Source organism: Thiomicrospira sp. WB1 (assembly GCF_001507535.1).
Classification (GTDB): Bacteria; Pseudomonadota; Gammaproteobacteria; order Thiomicrospirales; family Thiomicrospiraceae; genus Hydrogenovibrio.
Window position 1 is genome coordinate 274,203 of record NZ_LQBN01000001.1, and the last position, 16,681, is coordinate 290,883.

Annotated in this window: 13 protein-coding genes; 3 read left to right on the top strand and 10 right to left on the bottom strand. The window is 47.4% G+C overall.

The window, feature by feature from the left end; translation table 11 throughout:
• Window positions 1-59: 59 nt before the first annotated feature.
• The 3 genes from AVO41_RS01250 to AVO41_RS01260 form a co-directional block, all read right to left on the bottom strand.
• The gene (locus tag AVO41_RS01250; RefSeq protein WP_082676405.1) at window positions 60-3,188 is read right to left on the bottom strand and encodes a glycosyltransferase; all 3,129 of its coding nucleotides are present in this window, start codon (window positions 3,186-3,188) and stop codon (window positions 60-62) included.
• A gap of 327 nt (window positions 3,189-3,515) precedes the next feature.
• A complete protein-coding gene (locus AVO41_RS01255; protein ID WP_068581424.1) occupies window positions 3,516-5,318 on the bottom strand; it encodes a beta-galactosidase in 1,803 nt (600 codons plus the stop codon).
• Window positions 5,319-5,362: 44 nt separating this feature from the next.
• Window positions 5,363-7,189, bottom strand: coding sequence for a CHASE2 domain-containing protein (locus AVO41_RS01260; RefSeq protein WP_068581427.1), 1,827 nt, complete (start codon window positions 7,187-7,189; stop codon window positions 5,363-5,365).
• 28 nt (window positions 7,190-7,217) lie between these two features.
• Between AVO41_RS01260 and AVO41_RS01265 the strand changes: the two genes are divergently transcribed.
• Window positions 7,218-7,889, top strand: a complete 672-nt coding sequence (locus AVO41_RS01265; protein ID WP_068581430.1) for a Crp/Fnr family transcriptional regulator — start codon at window positions 7,218-7,220, stop codon at window positions 7,887-7,889.
• Between the two features lie 24 nt (window positions 7,890-7,913).
• Here the strand turns inward: AVO41_RS01265 and AVO41_RS01270 are convergent, their stop codons facing one another.
• From AVO41_RS01270 to AVO41_RS01300, 7 genes are all read right to left on the bottom strand, one after another.
• Entirely contained in the window at window positions 7,914-9,035 is a 1,122-nt protein-coding gene (locus AVO41_RS01270) for a DUF1972 domain-containing protein (RefSeq protein WP_082676407.1), read from the bottom strand.
• Between the two features lie 9 nt (window positions 9,036-9,044).
• Entirely contained in the window at window positions 9,045-9,971 is a 927-nt protein-coding gene (gene rfbD / locus AVO41_RS01275) for a dTDP-4-dehydrorhamnose reductase (RefSeq protein ID WP_068581435.1), read from the bottom strand.
• Complete coding sequence (gene rfbC, locus AVO41_RS01280) at window positions 9,968-10,540, bottom strand: dTDP-4-dehydrorhamnose 3,5-epimerase (protein ID WP_068581438.1); 573 nt, start codon at window positions 10,538-10,540, stop codon at window positions 9,968-9,970. Before rfbC ends, rfbD begins: the two co-directional genes overlap by 4 nt.
• Window positions 10,537-11,424: a glucose-1-phosphate thymidylyltransferase RfbA gene (rfbA, locus tag AVO41_RS01285; RefSeq protein ID WP_068581440.1), complete on the bottom strand. Its 888-nt coding sequence runs from the start codon at window positions 11,422-11,424 to the stop codon at window positions 10,537-10,539. The genes rfbC and rfbA overlap by 4 nt, the downstream gene beginning before the upstream one ends.
• Window positions 11,425-11,457: 33 nt before the next feature.
• Window positions 11,458-12,546, bottom strand: coding sequence for a dTDP-glucose 4,6-dehydratase (rfbB, locus tag AVO41_RS01290; RefSeq protein ID WP_068581443.1), 1,089 nt, complete (start codon window positions 12,544-12,546; stop codon window positions 11,458-11,460).
• A 541-nt stretch (window positions 12,547-13,087) separates the two neighbouring features.
• Window positions 13,088-13,987: a hypothetical protein gene (locus AVO41_RS01295; RefSeq protein ID WP_153003450.1), complete on the bottom strand. Its 900-nt coding sequence runs from the start codon at window positions 13,985-13,987 to the stop codon at window positions 13,088-13,090.
• Between the two features lie 125 nt (window positions 13,988-14,112).
• Window positions 14,113-15,417 (bottom strand): exopolysaccharide biosynthesis polyprenyl glycosylphosphotransferase, encoded by a 1,305-nt coding sequence (locus AVO41_RS01300; RefSeq protein ID WP_068581450.1) that lies wholly within the window; start codon window positions 15,415-15,417, stop codon window positions 14,113-14,115.
• 201 nt (window positions 15,418-15,618) lie between these two features.
• Here AVO41_RS01300 and AVO41_RS01305 point away from each other — a divergent pair, with 201 nt between their 5' ends.
• Both AVO41_RS01305 and AVO41_RS01310 read left to right on the top strand, forming a co-directional pair.
• Complete coding sequence (locus tag AVO41_RS01305; protein WP_068581452.1) at window positions 15,619-16,053, top strand: Hsp20/alpha crystallin family protein; 435 nt, start codon at window positions 15,619-15,621, stop codon at window positions 16,051-16,053.
• Window positions 16,054-16,222: 169 nt separating this feature from the next.
• Window positions 16,223-16,675, top strand: coding sequence for a PAS domain-containing protein (locus AVO41_RS01310; RefSeq protein WP_068581455.1), 453 nt, complete (start codon window positions 16,223-16,225; stop codon window positions 16,673-16,675).
• Window positions 16,676-16,681 lie beyond the last annotated feature (6 nt).

A 16,681-nucleotide genomic window follows, 5' to 3' on the forward strand; every position in this document is an offset into this window, starting at 1 on the left:
GCTTAAAAACATTATGTGCCCGCGCTTTTAGCAGCGAGTACAAGCTCCTTTCCCCTCTTTTATTTTGTGTGCCCCATTAACCAGGATTTGATGCGTCGTTGCGTGCTGTTTGGAATGAGTGCGATAACACGGCCGGTAAGTTTTGCGCTTCGGGCTCGATAAGCGATGCGCAGCATGAGCTCTTTGAGTTTGTCTTTGTAGGTGACCCTTTTTTGAGCGTACGGTATCCATGGTTCGACGCCATCGAGCTTAGGCATCGCGGCTTCACCAAGGTTTTCGTAATAAGGGGAGGACAAAAGGGTCGGCATTGACTCCGGTGTCCATTCTTCGTGCTGTGCTTCCGTCGGCAGACGGTCACCAATGGTCAAAAACCACTCACACCAATCCTTCGGTGAGAGGTCCACAGGCAGCTGCCATGAAAAAGGTCGGTCTTGGATGCGTTGCGCGACGGCTCCCACATCGGTGGTGACGACCGGGTGGCCACCAGCCAGCACCTGGCTGAGAGTGTAGCAGTGCGTTTCAGGGAACTGGCTGGGATACCAAACAAGATGAGGGTCCCAGTCTTTTAGCATCTGGCCGAGCGCTTCATTCTGGTAAGGGCCGGTGTGTGTGAACACCGGTGTGTCTTCAATTGGTTTGTGCACAAACCCGAACAGTTTGAAGTGAATGCGTGTGGGATGATTTTGCGCCGCTTTGACCGTATCGAGCAAGATCTCGGCGCCTTTTGGCGGAGAGATGGCGCCGACAATGGCCACACGAAGTGGTTCGGATGCTTTGAGCGCTGGCATGCGCACAACATTGGCGGCTGTCATGCCAAGATCCGGGTGCGTGTGCACTGAAATAGAGATGTCTGGAAAGTAGTGCTGCAGGCGCCTTTTTACGCTTGCGTTTGGGCAAGTGATAAGACTCATTTTGTTTAAAAACGTCTGATGTCGGTCACGCCAGTGGTGAATGTCAACGCCTTTAAAACCAGGGGTTTGCCCGAGACACTGCTTGCATTGCTCGGGGCCCTTTTCTCCGCAATATTTATGATTAGGCAGGGTGAGGGTGATTTGGGGGCAAAAGGTGTAGTAGTCGTGTGCGGTAAAAATCTTGGGTAAATTTATGTCAAGAAGTGTCTCAAGCAACCCGTCGTTTATATCGATCAAATGGTGAAAGTGTAACAGTTGGATGTCGAGTGCTTTGATTAAATCCAGCAGAGCGGTTTGATCCGCATCGGGGTCAAACCAGAGACGAAAGGCTTCGCCCCGGTCAAAGGCTTCAAATAAGACCTGGCCTCCCTGGTCCGGGCGCAACATAAAAAAGCGGTGGGTTGGGCCAAGTGCATCGGCCAGTTCACGGCAGTGTTTTTCGGTGCCGCCTCCACGGTTATGACTGATAAAGAGCACATGGTTTTTGGGTACCTGGCGCCAGCGCGCCCAATCCACCGACCAGCGCCATTTTAGAGCCGGGTCCTGTTGAATGTGGCGATGTACCAGGGTGTTGTAGTCCGGGTGCAAGGATAAAAGCGCTTTCATGGCGTTTTCTTTGCGCTCGTTATGCGAGTCGCCGAAACTCACATTGCCTTTGTGCCAGACAAAAATATTCGCACCGAGCACGTTCTTCCATCCTTTTTTGAACGCCCGTTGCGAAAAGTCGTTTTCTTCCCCATACCCTTTTCCAAAGACCTCAACATTAAACAGGCCAACCTGCTTTAGGCAGTCGCGTTTGATGTACATGCAAAACCCAACGGCCGATGGAATGTCGAGGGTTTTGGGTTTTAAGGTATCGCGAAATAATTGATCGAGTTGTGCAAAGCCCAACCCGGCAGGCAGCTCGTTGTCCTCACAAAATTTTGGGTAGCTGCATATGGTGGCATTGTTGGAAAAGGGCGTCACCGTGCCGATTTTTGAATCCTGATAAGCGAGCGTGTGCAAACGGTCCAGCCAGTCATGTGCCACCTCTGTGTCGCTGTTTAAAAGAATGACATCATGCTCGTTCGACAACTGCATGCCTTTGTTCACCGTGGCTGTAAACCCCAGGTTTTCCGGGTTTTCAATCAGCTTTATCAACGGATGTTTGGCAATGTCTCTCAACCAGGTGGTCAATGCCGGTTCTGGAGAGGCATCATTGATTAGGATGATTCGGTGCGCAGTTTCATTGGTGGCTTTGAGCACACTGCTGATGCACTCCTGGGTTTCTTCCAGGCCTTTGTATACAGGGATAATAATGTCAATCATGGTGGCGGTGTCTTTTAAACTGAAAAGAGGGGGGAGCACTTGAGCGCGCGCGCGCTCTTTGTTTGAGGTGAGTGCTTGCTTCGGTGAGCACGATTCGGGCAGATGTTCGAGATACCAGTCGAGAATCTTTTTGTGATAGCGAAGACGGTCATTTTCGCTTTGATAGTGCCGAACGTCTTCTGTGGCTGTTTTAAGCAATGCGTCTTGTTTTGTGAGTTCGTGTTCAAGTTGATGGATTTTTTCCCGCATCAGCAAGTGGTTGCCATCAAACCATAAAATCCCTTCACTGAGCTTGTACTGTGTGCTGGGAACGTTTAACCATTTTTTTAAAATCTGGGTGTGTGCTTGGGCGGCTGTTTCAGCCTCTCTGTTGGCAGACAGAGTCGATTGGCCTTGAAAGACATTGTATTGGGCACTGACACCGGGTGAGTGAACAAACGCGCCCTTTTGGGAGAGCTGAATCCAAAAATCCCAGTCTTCCATCAGTGCCAATCCCGTATCAAAAGAGAGCGGGCCTTCCAGGACCGGCTGGGTTCGAAAGAGGACGGCATGAATGGGTAAAAAGTTCACCGCAAACAATCGGGCCGGCTCCCAGGGCGCATCCAGCACTGTCTGTTTAGACTCACTGTGGGTTTGCAAAACATCGCTATAGGCGGCCACGGCATCAGGTGTGTTCGTTAACGCCTCGTAAAGCTTGCTCAGATGTTCACCATAGAGTTCGTCATCATCGTCCAAGAACAGGGCATAAGGTGCAATAATGCTTTTGAGCAATTGATTGGCGGCTTGAGCACGGCCATACGACTGTTCGCCTGAGGCATTTAACAGAGTCACATCCAGTGTGTCATTTTCAGGCAAGGATGCCAGGGGGCGATGTGGTTGACCCGAGGCATTAAGAACCATAACCGCTACATTCGTGTAGGTCTGAGCAGCGACCGATTTCAGACAGGCATCAAGCGAGTCCCTGTCCATGCTTCTTACAAGCACTTGGATTAGCGGCCATGAATCAGACAAAATTTACCCCACGTTGACTTTACGTTACTCACGGATTATGAAGGCAAGAATTTTAGCAAAAATTCGGGTTGAAAACTCGTCCTTTACTGGTTAAATCCTTGTGGCGACATCAGTTGTCGAGTTGGCAAACGCCTTTGTGCGCTAGAGCGCACCTACTTTAGAATGTCTCTAAAAAATCGCAGCCCCTGGCCAAGGGGCGCCCCATTAAATTTATGCAAAGGCAGTGTTGTCAGATTTATTTGACGGTGACTATATTTGTTAATGTAAAGTTTAGTCATTCCAAGATTATTTCATCACTTTCTTTATTGCATTGAAAAACTGTGAGGAACCATAAAAAGAGTTTGTAGGTACAATTTTGAACTTGTCATGTTCTTTGGATGCACCAAACCGTTCAGGTTGAGCTGACATAAAGTAAGGAGAAATGAAAACAGCTCCATTTTTGTTATGACGAACCATCGCGTTGGCAATTTTTTTCACCCCAACTGGGCTCATTGGATGCATTTCAGGCACGCCATATCGAGTATGACCATTTTCTTCCAACCAGTTGAAAAAATAATCGCTGTATATGATTCCACCATATAAATTAACGCCCAATGTATAAAAAGGGTTTGCTTCAAGCGACTCCTCTGCGGCAAACAGCTTTGAATTCCAGGACGCATTAAAATCCGATCCAATTTGATGTGAAAAAACTTTTTCTTTGGGAATACAGCTGTTGGTTATGATTTTTGCATAAGTCTCGATTTCTCGAGTGACTTGCATTTCCCTGTATTGATTCCATAGTTTTGCCAAAGGGTTATAAAAAACAGCAGCATCCTGTTTTGGGTAGTCGAGCCAATAGTTAAATTCTTCTGGAATATCAGTAGCCGCTTCCCGAAGGGTAAACTGGGGGATGGTTTTAGGGGAGCGCTGTTGTCTGTCCATTACGTTCAGGGCGTAATCGCCTAAAACACTGGTTTTTCCTCGGCTAAGAAGTCTTAGTTGTACGTGGTGTTTGCCCGGTGGCAACGACGAAAAATCAAGGTCATAGCGATACCCGACGTCTGATTCATTAAGTTCTGGAATCGCTTGTGCCACATCCAACCTTGTCAAGCCAGTCTTAGCTTGTCCCACAAACAGGCCGTTGAGGTAAACGTTGATATCGAATGCCACCCCTTCCTTATCATACGCCCAACCAAAAAACGGTATGACTCCATGGGCATGGGCATCAAGGTGGTCAAAAAACGTGCTTAACTCCTCTTTGGTAATGTTTTTGGAAGGAGGGGTGACTTGTTCAAATTTTTCGAAGTTCGAAGACATAAAGGCATTTAAACGTTCGATTTGGCCAAATTTAGATTTCAGCCATTTCTTAAACCCTTCTTTTGATTTTTCTCCGTAGTCAGTGATTTGGTAATCTCCTGCGTACCCCATCCCACCCGCAAAATTTGGGAAAAAATGATGTACTTCACCAAGGGTTGTAACAGCCCTTATTTTCTTCTGGTCTGTTTCAGGCAGTTTACACACTTCTTTAAGGATTGCGTTCATCGCCAGGCGGCGAGTTTGATCTATAAGCGAGGTCTTATCGTTCAGTACCCATGGGTATGTCGTTGCGGAGAAGTATTTGTCGATCGGGATGCTATTATCTGCTAATCGCATGAGGTTCGTTGAATCTTGGCTAATCTTTTCGACAGCTGGTTCCTGGTCTTTGCCTGAAAAATGGTTCGAAAATAAATAAAGAACCATTGCCCTGTCTGAATCTGAGATGATTTTGAGGTCCCGTATGATGAGGTCTCGCTTGACTGAAGGTTTTCCACCTGTGAATTTGATGTATGAAAGCAGTGGCATTCCAAACGTATAACCCAGTTCAAAGCGCCCGTCACTGCTTTTCTTATGCCCAATTTTTCTGAGCTTTTCGTCAACCACACTGCCTGCACTCTCGTTTCGTTTAAGGCAAATTGAATTTGCTTCTTGTAAATTCTTTACTGACTGGTCCGAGTATGCACTTTGGCAACCTCTTAGTCCTTCGAACATTGGGGCGATCAATGTTGTATCAGAGGCGTTGGCGGCAAATGACATAACAAAAAGAATGATTGAACCTGTATGTTTGTACATGTGGATTCCTAATTTTTGAGAAAAATGCAAGATGAATAAAGATGTTATTTGGCCTGTTCAGATTCCTCAAACAATGGAGGGTTTGCAAAAAACTGTCGAGCTTCCAAAGGGCAGGCATCCCAGTGCGAAGCCTGCTTTAAGCGTTGATTTGGAATGCGCATGCAGGTAGTTTGCGAAATCAACACATCCGTTTGATAGCGTTTAGTGAGGTCATGCAGTGCATGAGCCCAGTTGACTGTCTCTCCAATGGCCGTGTAGGTGTGGCGCAACGATGTCCCAAAATCACCCACTAGAGCCTGTCCTGTGTGGATGCCAATGCGTACCCTGATATCGGGCCAGTCTGGGTGATTTCGGTTAAAGGCTTCAAGTTCTTTAAGCAGGATTTGTGCACTTTGAAAGGCACGCTCCGCGTGGTCCGTTTGGTCTAAAGGCGCGTTCCAAAATGCCATGGCCGCATCACCAATGTATTTGTCTAAGGTTCCTTCTGTTTCATGAATCGCCCGGGTCATTAGGTCAAGCACCTTTGTGGTCAGCTCACCGAGTGTTTCCGGTGGCATGTCCGCGGCCAAGGCTGTGAAACGTTCAATGTCGGCAAATAAAACCGTAATCTCACGTTTTTGTGTTTTTAAGACATCCTCTTGCGAGTCGAGCAGTTGGTGGGCCACACTTTCTGCAAGATAGCCTTTGAACAGTCGTGTGATTCGCTGGTTTTGTTTGTCCACCGACCACCATTCCCATAGCATGTAGGTGCTTAAAAACAGGACTATCGCAACCAATGGCAGGCTGCTTGATAGGTTGGGGTGCTGGTGAACCAGCCAAGCGGAGATCAGAAACCAGCCTCCAATCAACCCGGCACCAGTTAAGAGCGAGACGTGTGGTTTGTAGCGTCTTAGCGCCCACAAAAGGAGTAGCAGGCTTGATGTGGCATAAAGCGCCGTGATGCTGTGTGCGTAACCGGCTTTTATGGGGGGAGATTGACTTAGCAGTGAATGAAGCAGTTCGGCATGAATGATCACGCCAGGAAGCCAGGAGCCAATGGGTGTGTTGACCTGGTCTGATAGACCCAGCGCACTGGAACCAAGGAGAATAAATTGGCCATTAAACTGGCCTTTTTCCACATTGTCCATCAGTAAGTCATAAGCCGACACACTTCGCCAAGCTTTGGGTTCAGTGCGATAGGGAATGGAAAAGTACGCGGGGTTTGATTCGAGGTGTCGCTGATGGAGTGCCCCCCCCGTGTGCAACACCATCGCATGTGCCAGTGATGGCCAGACTTTCTTGTCCCAGGCAATGTATTTGGGCAATTTTCGAATGACCCCGTCTGAGTCGATGAGGGGGGTGATGTGTCCAACGCATTGGGCCGCCTCTGAGAGGGACTGGTGATTAGTGACATAGCCTTTGGCGCGCAGGGACTGTGGTGTCAGCGGCAAACCTTGTGTGAGCTTGCCGATTTGTCGAATTTGGTTGCTATCATTGAGATCAAAGGCGCTGGCAAGGCAGATGGGGTGTTGTTTGATGGCTTGGGCCAGGGCTTGGTCACCGTGGCGGTTTCTCGGCTCAGGGAAAACCAGGTCCAGCCCCAGGACCTTGGGAGTGTGGCGTTCAAAGAGCCGATTGATAAGTTTGGCGATGACTTCCCGAGACCACGGCCAAGGGCCGATTGCCTGAAGACTGTTTTCATCAATGTCAATGATGGTAATTTCAGCAGGCGTTTGATCCGATGTGCTGAGGTTTAATAGTGCGTCGTTTATCGAGTTGTTTGGATACTGTAAGATAGATGGGGAAAACGCCCCCACCCAAATGAACACAAAGATCAATGTGAGCAAAGACTTTTTAAGCAAGGGCGTGTCATCAAAGGGTAAATTGGGCATTGAACAGTTTTAATGAATCTCTGAAAAGATGAAATCACATTACGATCTCAAAGATTTTGAGCTGCTCGAAGACGTCTCTCAAGACCTCATAGAGCAACTGAAAACAAAAATTAAATATACCAAATTTAAGAAAAAGGATTTTGTTCTTCTTAAAGGGGATGAGAGTAATAGCATCGTTTTTATAATGCAAGGTGAGGTCGATGTCATTGATGAGACGCAGGCCGGCCAAGACATCTGGCTGGCAACGCTCAAGGCAGGGATGACTTCGGGCGAAATGGGCCTGATAACTGGGTCGGCTCGGGCCGCACACTTGGTGGCCAAAACCGATGCGCACGTCGGGTTTCTTTACAGGAAAGAAGCGGTTGATTTGATTCTCAATCAGCCAACCATCGCTTGGCGAGTAATGCAGCAGATGGCCAATATGATTCATCATAACAATCGCCGCTTGGCAGTCTTGTCCTTGCCCGATGCTCGTGAACGGGTGGAGGCCGTCTTGTTGCAGATGGCTTCTCGTTATGCAAATGGTATGACGGTGATTGAAAACCTGCCCTCGCAATCCATCGTAGCTCACCTGGCCAATACCAGTCGTGAGACCGTCTCTAGAATCATCAACCAACTGGTGAAAGAGAAAGTCATTGAAAAAGATCGGCGTCGGTTGATCATTCGCCGGCCTGAATGCCTGGAAGATTTAAGTCAGTAGTTCTTTGAGGGTGAGCCCATCTAGTTAGACGGTGTGTTCTAGAAGCTGCTTGTAGGCGTCAAGAATAACGGGCCATTGGTAGTGTGCCTGAAATCTTTCGAATGCGTGTTGTTTCAACGCGGAAAGTTTAGACGATTTTGATTGTTCTTGGATGGCAACAAGTTGTCGGCGGCAGGAAGGCTCATCATGAAAATAAAGCCCTGATTGCTCCAGAACGCCTTGGTTAAACTGATTCTTATGAGCAAGTATTAAATTGGCGCAGGCCATCGATTCGATCAATGAAGGGTTGGTTCCACCCACGCTATGTCCATGGAGATAAGCCAACGCATGATAGCGCAATGCCTGAATGGTCTCTGAGTCGTAGATACCACCGGTGAAGATAATGCTTTTGCAGGCATTAGCACGTAAACGAATGGCGTACTCACTTTTTGTGTAATCGCCGACCACGACCAAAGGCACAGACTGGTCGGTTTGACAGTAGGCGTTCAAAAGTGTGTGCAAGTTGTTTTCAGGTTCGGCTCTGGCAATGATTAAAAAATAGCGGTTGGGCTCAAGCCCAAAAGATTTCAAATGAGCCAGAGACGGTTGCTTTTTGGGAGCCTCGGCGCCATAGGCAATCATGCTGACCTTGTCTGGCGACACGAATCGCTTCAAATAATTTTCAATCCCTGGGTGGTCGGCAATTAAATGTGTGGCTGTGCGCATGGCCAGTTGCTCATTGAGTTTTAACCAGGCTTTGGCATACCAGGGCCATTTCTGCCTTTTCCATTCAAATCCGTCCATGTTAACGAGATAAGGGCGCTTGTTAACGTTTAGCCAAATATTAAAGACTGCACCGCCATATCCGAGCGTTAGCACCAGCCCCTCTCGGTCAAGCGCATCCTTGATGCAGCGATAATCAAAACGAAGCGTGTTCCAGGCGCTGTCTTTAGGGACCTCGATGGGGATGCGATGAATCCCTCGCCAATTCCTCATAAAAGATCCAGACTCATGAGGGGTAACTTGGCAATAAACGCTGACGTGCCACCCTTGGGAAACAAGGTGTTGTGCAAGCGCCTGGGCAAACGTCTCAAAACCGCCATGAGCTGCGGGAATTCCTCTTATCCCTGTGATGAGCAGACGTTTTGAGTGATTGGTTGACGTCATCGGGAATGCTTATTGATCTTGAGAAGAGGGTGTGGTGCTCAATGATGTCACCGGTTTTAAGTGGTTCAGACATTCTTCAACGCCTTCTAGCCAGTTTGGAATGGCGTAGTCAAACCAGTGACAAAATTTTCGGCTATCAAGAACGGTGTATAGTGGGCGTTGGGCCGGTGTTGGATATTGATCGGTGGAAATAGGGGACAAAAACACGTTGGGGCTTTTGGGTTGTTTAAAGATTTGGAACGCTAGGTCATACCAGCTAGTGACCCCTTCATTGCTAAAGTGAAATAATTCGCTTTGGCAAGACGAAAACGCGGGGTGTTGGAGCATATGCAAAATGGCTTTGGCCAGATGCGTTGCGTAAGTAGGGCTCCCGACCTGATCAAAAACAACATCCAGTTGAGGCTTGCTGAGACCTATTTTTTGCATGGTTTTGATGAAGTTGCGGCCGTACTCGGAGTGGACCCAGCTGGTACGGATGATGCAGCCCGGAGGCGACAGGGCATGAATCGCTTGTTCACCTTTGAGCTTGCTTGTACCGTATTGGTTAATAGGGTTTGGAAGGTCATGCTCACGGTAAGCGCCAATTTGGTTGCCATCAAAAACATAGTCGGTACTGATGTGCACAAGTGGAATGTCTTGTGATTGACAGAATTGAGCCAGTTCATGAACGGATTGGTGGTTGATTCGATCAGCCAATTCAGCATCTTGCTCGGCTTGGTCCACGTGTGTATAAGCAGCGCAGTTGATGATGCCGTCCACCTGCCTGGATTGCAAAAAAGATAGCACTGTTTCAGGTTCAGAAAGGTCAATGGCTTCTCGCCCGTAAAACGCAAAACTTACGCCAGAGATTTTTTGATCAGTAAGTACTTTTTGAAGAGACTGGCCAAGTTGACCGTTTTTTCCAAGTACTAAGAACTGTTTTATGGTTGATGTCATAGTACAGGCCAGTTTTGATCGAATTCGGTTTGAATGTCTCTAAGTCTCGGGTGTTGGGTGTCTTTTTGAGACAATTGAATGTCATCTACGGGCAGTTGCCAATCGATGCACAGGTCGGGATCATCCCACGCCAACCCCTTATCATGGTTTGGTGCATAGTAATTATCGACCTTATAGCTGAACCGGGCCTGTTGACTGAGGACAACAAAACCATGCGCGAAGCCTTGTGGGATAAATAGTTGTTTTTTGTTTTCACCCGAGAGCTCAACGCCGACCGATTGGCCGAAAGTTGGGCTGTTTTGACGAAGGTCAACGGCCACATCAAGCACCCTGCCCTGAAGGACCCTTACGAGTTTGGTTTGAGCAAAAGGCGGCGCCTGGTAATGCAGCCCGCGTAATACACCTCGTTGGGAGAAGGATTCATTATCTTGAACGAAGCTGATTGAATGCCCTAGCTTTTGTTCAAGAAGGTCAAGACGAAAGGTTTCGCTGAAATAACCGCGTGCGTCACCGAAAACCTTAGGTTCAATCGTGAAGATCCCTGGCAGCTCTAGGTCTGTGAACTTCATGAGAGTTTTCCTTCGCCAGCCCGTTGGAGTAAATACTGGCCGTATTGGTTTTTTGCCAAGGGCTTTGCCAAATCCAGAAGTTGGTTTTTTGTGATGTAGCCCATTTCAAAGGCAATTTCTTCAAGGCAGGCCACTTTTAATCCCTGACGTTTTTCTATGGTTTCAATGAAAGCTGAAGCCTCAAGCAGGGTTTCATGTGTGCCGGTATCAAGCCAGGCATAGCCTCGGCCCATCAGTTCGACCTTTAAGCGTTCTTCTGCCAGAAACAGTTGATTGACGGTGGTGATTTCGAGTTCACCTCTCTCCGATGGCGTCACTTGTTTGGCCTTGGTGATCACATCGTTGGGATAGAAGTAAAGGCCGGTGATGGCGTAATTGGATTTGGGAGCCTTGGGCTTTTCCTCAAGACTTAAAACATTGCCATCGTCATCGAACTCTGCAACGCCATAACGTTGCGGGTCCTGCACATGATACCCAAACACTGTTGCTGCCTCTTTTTTCTGAGCGTTTTGAACTGCCTGACTCAGTAATGGGGTGAAATCATGACCGAAAAATATATTATCGCCCAGTACCAGGCAGACATCGTCTTTGCCGATGAAATCTTCGCCTATCATAAACGCTTGGGCCAGACCGTCCGGAGAGGGTTGAATGGCGTATTCAAAATGAATCCCCAAATCCTGCCCACTGCCAAGCAGAGCTTTAAAGCTTTCTTGGTCTTGAGGGGTGGTGATGATCAGAATCTCGGTAATGCCTGCGAGCATCAAAACGGAGATGGGGTAATAAATCATTGGCTTGTCATAAATGGGAACCAGTTGTTTTGATACCCCTTTGGTAATTGGGTAAAGTCGAGTACCTGAACCGCCAGCTAAAATAATACCTTTCATAGTAAACCTTGATTATTGGGTTGTTTTATATGTTTATGTGCTCACTGCGTTTTGACACCATGCCTGGTTATCTAGATACCATTGAACCGTTTTTCTGAGACCGGATTCAAAAGTTTCTTTAGGCTCCCAGTTAAGTTCGCGCTGAATTTTGGAAGCATCGATGGCATAGCGCATATCATGGCCGGGCCGGTCGGTAACAAAGGTGATAAGGTCACGGTATGAGTGAAGGGAGGACTGTTTAAGGTGTTTCGTTTTTTGACTTGATGGCGGCGCCAATTCGTCCAGTAGGTCGCATAACAGATAGACCACATCGATGTTCTTTTTTTCGTTATGACCGCCAATGTTGTAGGTGTCACCGATCCTCCCTTCGAGTGCTACCCTTAAAAGGGCTTCGGCATGGTCGGTGACATAAAGCCAATCACGTATTTGATTGCCCTGGCCATAGACTGGTAATGGCTCGCCTTTAAGGGCGTTTAAGATCATCAGTGGGATGAGTTTTTCCGGGTATTGGTAAGGGCCATAGTTGTTTGAACAGTTGGTCACAACGACTGGTAAGCCATAGGTACGATGCCAAGCGCGAACCAGGTGGTCGGAGCTTGCTTTGCTTGCTGAGTAGGGCGAGCTCGGTGCATAAGGTGTCGTTTCCAGGAATTTGGGCAACGCATGGTCTGATGAAACTTGGTCTGGATGAGGTAGGTCTCCAAACACCTCATCCGTGGACACATGATGAAAGCGGAAACAAGATCGCTTTGGTTCTCCAAGGCTTTCCCAATAAGTGCGCGCTTGTTCGAGGAGCGTATAGGTGCCAACAATGTTGGTCTCAATAAAGGCGCTAGGCCCCTCTATGGAGCGGTCAACATGGGATTCTGCTGCCAGGTGCATGACCACATCGGGGCAAAAGTGTTGAAATAAATCCGCGACAGCTTTGGAATCACAAATATCGACTTGGGCAAAATGATAGCGTTCACTCTTCTCAATGGGAGAAAGGGACTGCAAATTTCCAGCGTAAGTGATTTTATCAACGTTAATCACTGTGTGAGGGGTATGCTTGATTATGTGTCGGACAAGGGCTGAGCCAATAAAACCTGCCCCGCCTGTAATCAAAAAGGTTTTTGAGTTCATGAAAATTCTGAGTTTCGGCGACGGTCATGATGCAGGGTTGACCTGCGTGCATCTAAAGCCCATGAGCGCCAGCTATTTAGGTTATTAAAAATTTTGGCGTATTTTGATGTATACAGGGTAACAGCGGTTTTTTACTTGGATGTGAAAATCTCAAGCTAATGCTGTTGGACGCATTATAGCCAACTAAGCACCAGGAGGGTAGGGCAGTGCCCAGGCAATTATGCTGCCGCGTATATTTCAAGTAGGCAGTTGCTTTTTTCAGTTTTCATAAATAGAGCTTCAAGGCGCCTGATTATCTCACCGTCATGAAAGGGGGATGCCTTTATCACGGTGAGTTTGATCAGTGCCACTGTCTTTTTTAGAGTGAGCTACCGATGGATTGAAGTTAACCGAATTCATCATATATCAGACCGTTGGTGGCAATGCCTGCCAGTCCGATATTGTCTGTGTTGATGGATTGGTTTGCAGCGAAGACACCAAGGCTGTCTTGGGTGAACTGACCCTGTTCGATCAGGTCAACGTAATAATTTAAATCGCTTTGCTAGATGCTGGTTTGGGTTAAATTTTCATAAAGAAGAGTGACTACGTCCTCATTGGAAGCGTTTTGTCCCAGCGCCGTTTCAAGCGCGGTGCCCATAAGCTGTTCATACGGCCAGCCGTTATCGAGATAGTGCAGACCAATGCCTGCATACTCTTGGTTGGTGACTGCGTCCGCTCCGAATACAGCGCCTAAAATTTTGGCAGTCTGACCAGCGTGTCCGTTGTCGATGTCCAGGGCCACTTTTTTATCGGCAAACTCCAAACGCTCGACATTAAGAAGTGCATCACTTCCATCACGCTGTTCATGGTTGTCACGAACCACAGTGCCTGAAACCAGAGTGCCATTGTCTAGCCTCTCATCGGTGAAACTGGCCGTTTCAATGGTATATTCGCTGAAGTTGCCGCGGTAAATGGCTGTATCGATGCCATTGCCACCATAAAAATGGTCCATTTCTTCGCCTTCACCACCATTGCCCTGAAAACGGTCATTTCCCTCAAAACCGCGCACCTCATCTTGGACGGGCTGGTCAAAAGACCCAATAAACCGGTCGTTGCCGTCGTATAGGTTCTCATTTTCAGATTGTAAAAAGTTTTCCAAGCTGATGCCCTGAGACCAGGTTTCTTCAAATACTAAGGTGCTACTGGCATCATATTTTTTGATGGTTTGGATGGTACCTGAGACATCTGATAGCTGGCTGGGTGTGGAAAAGCTTACGAAATAGCCCGTAAAGTGAAAAGCAGTCCCTCCTTGCTCGGCCGAGGCTTGAGCGACGAATCCTGTATCCGAGTATGAGTTGACTGGCAAGGCCTTGATTTGGTTGATGGATGCGTTGGCAGCCTCAAGGCTGTCAAACTCCATGTTGAAGACATCTTCGCTTCCATAGGCTTTTAGTGTATACATCAGCTTTTCCTTTTTGTACGACATTTTGCATATTTTTTTTAATACGCAAGCTTTTTTCCTGAAAGCTTAGCCGTAGGGCAAGACTGCAGGAGAAACTGGTGTATAACGACAAATTTGTGGCTTCGTTACATCCCTTTTTGCGCGAAGATGATGCGTAGTGTTTTGACAGCCGTCTCAATCTCAAGCCATAAAGACCAGTTTTTAATGTAATACAGGTCATACATCAGTTTCTGACGCGCATCCTCACTGTTTTGACCATAAGGGTACATAACTTGAGCCCATCCAGAGATGCCAGGCTTGATAAGGTGTCTTTCATGGTAATAAGCGATGTTTTTTTCATAGTCTTTGACGAGTAATGTCCATTCAGCTCTCGGTCCAATTAAATGCATGTCGCCCTTTAGAATATTCCACAGCTGCGGTAGTTCATCCAGTCTGGTTTTACGCATGAACATCCCAAAAGGGAAAATGCGGTCATCATCGGGTCTGGTATAGTGCGAAACGCTATCATGTGGGTGCATGGTCCGAAATTTGACAACCAAAAATGGACGCCCTCCACAGCCTGTGCGTTCTTGGCGGAAAAAAACCGAGCCAGGCGACTGGCTTTGAATCTTGATGATGGCCACCAAAAAAACTGGCCAGGTCAAAAGCAGTAAAGCTAGCGATCCACCCAAGTCTATGATTTTTTTCCAAGTATTTTGGGCGCGCGAAAAGGGCCGAATATCATTTAGGTAATTTAGATTTGTGTGGTCAGCAGGGATAAAGCATTTTCGAAGGAAGTTTTCCATGAAATCATTAATGGATAGGAAATTCATACCATTGATTTCAAGCCTAGTCAGGTATTGAACCAGCGCCGATGGCACTTGGTTTTTTAAGTTTAAAACGATGAACTCGGGTGCAAAGTCTTCAATGTTCTGTGCTAGGTCGGCCTCGTTGGTGAAACGGATATAGACACGGTGCTTTCGAAGGTAGTGGCGCTCATGTTTGTTGAACTGGTAATGTCTTCCTAAAAAAAGGATTCTAGTTTTGGGGCGTTTGATTGCCTTGAGGGTATGAATAGCAGTGAGCTTTAGTCCTAAAATGATAAAAGGCGTAACCAGTGCCCAGGCGACGAATAAGGACCTGGAGATATCGTACGTATCTTGAACTAAGAAAATAATGAGCAAGGCCAACATGGCACTGATAAACCAGCTGTTGAAAGTCACGCTCAATTTTTGAGTCAGCGTCATTTGAGTAAAACGCTGATACCCTTTTTGTAGGTGCACCTTAATCAGAATGGTCAAGCCAGCTATGCCCGCAATTGAGCCATACGCCACGAAAGGCTCATTCAATGATGGCAGAAACAGGACTGTAAGCCCCCAAATAACCAAAAGAGGGGTGAGTAGGTCGATCAGTGCGAAAGGTAACAGCAGGGTACGGTTAAGAAAAAGCAAGCGGTTATCCGTTTGATTGTTGGTTAGGGCTTGGACAGTCTCCCACGATTATAAAGAAAAACGAACGACTTTTCTGCTTCGGGTCATATGCACATCGGTTGGACTTCTCTTACGAGGTTGAAATTTTTAACTCTTCACCCTATTTAAAAAATAGTGAAATGCCAATGATCCAAAAGTCCTAGTAAAAAAAGGAGGTGCAACATGGCTCGATTTATGACAACGTTTGATCCTTTCAAGGAAATTCGTGATATGCAGTCTCGTCTTCAGCAAGCGTTTCCGGCAGAAACGGCGGAAAATGCCAATGTGGCGGGGTTCGTTCCCAGTGTAAACACACGCGAAGGCGAGTACGCTTATCACATTGAGGCGGATCTGCCAGGTGTGAAAAAAGACGACATCCAGGTCGAAGTTAAAGATGGGCGAGTGGCCATTTCAGGCGAACGTAAAGCCAAAGAGGAAGTCGCCGAAGACGATTATTATCGCATGGAAAGCCGTTACGGCCGGTTTGAGCGCAGCTTTGCGTTGCCCGATAATGTGGATGAAGAGAACGTGAGCGCACGCTGTGAGGACGGGGTGCTGGAGGTGATCTTACCCAAAAAACAGCCCGACACCGACACTAAAAAAATCACGGTCGAATAAGCGATTGATCTGAAAAAACGGTGATTTGCTCTGTGCCCGGCCTGCTTGTCAGGCTGGGCTTTTTTGTCTCCAGTGGGCGTAAACCGGCAAGAAGCGATGAATAAGGTTTTTTTTTGACAGCGCAGTTGGGTAGAATGGTCCTACTCTTATGTAAGCATTTAAGGCAGTCATGAAAGATACAAAATTACGCTATGCCACCTTGTTGCAGTTGGTTGAAAAGGCGCAGGATGGCATTGTTGTGGCAGAAAAAGAAGATCACGACACGATTTTGATTTATGTGAACCCCGCATTTGAAAAACTGACGGGATATTCATCGGATGAAATTTTGTATCAGGACTGTCGTTTTCTGCAAGGCGACGACACGGAAAAGGATGCGGTTCGCGTATTGCGCTCGGCCATTGACAGCAGTGAACCGGTGCGCACGATTTTGAAAAACTATCGTAAAGACGGCACGCCCTTCTGGAACGAGTTGAGTGTGACCCCGTTTTATGATGAAGTCGATCAGTTGACCTATTACATCGGCATTCAGAAAGACGTGACAGATCTGGTCCGTTTGCAGGATGAGCTGGCTGAAGCCCAGGCGCGCATCGCAGAGCTGGAAGGGCAGTTAAGCGCGTCGTAACTCTGA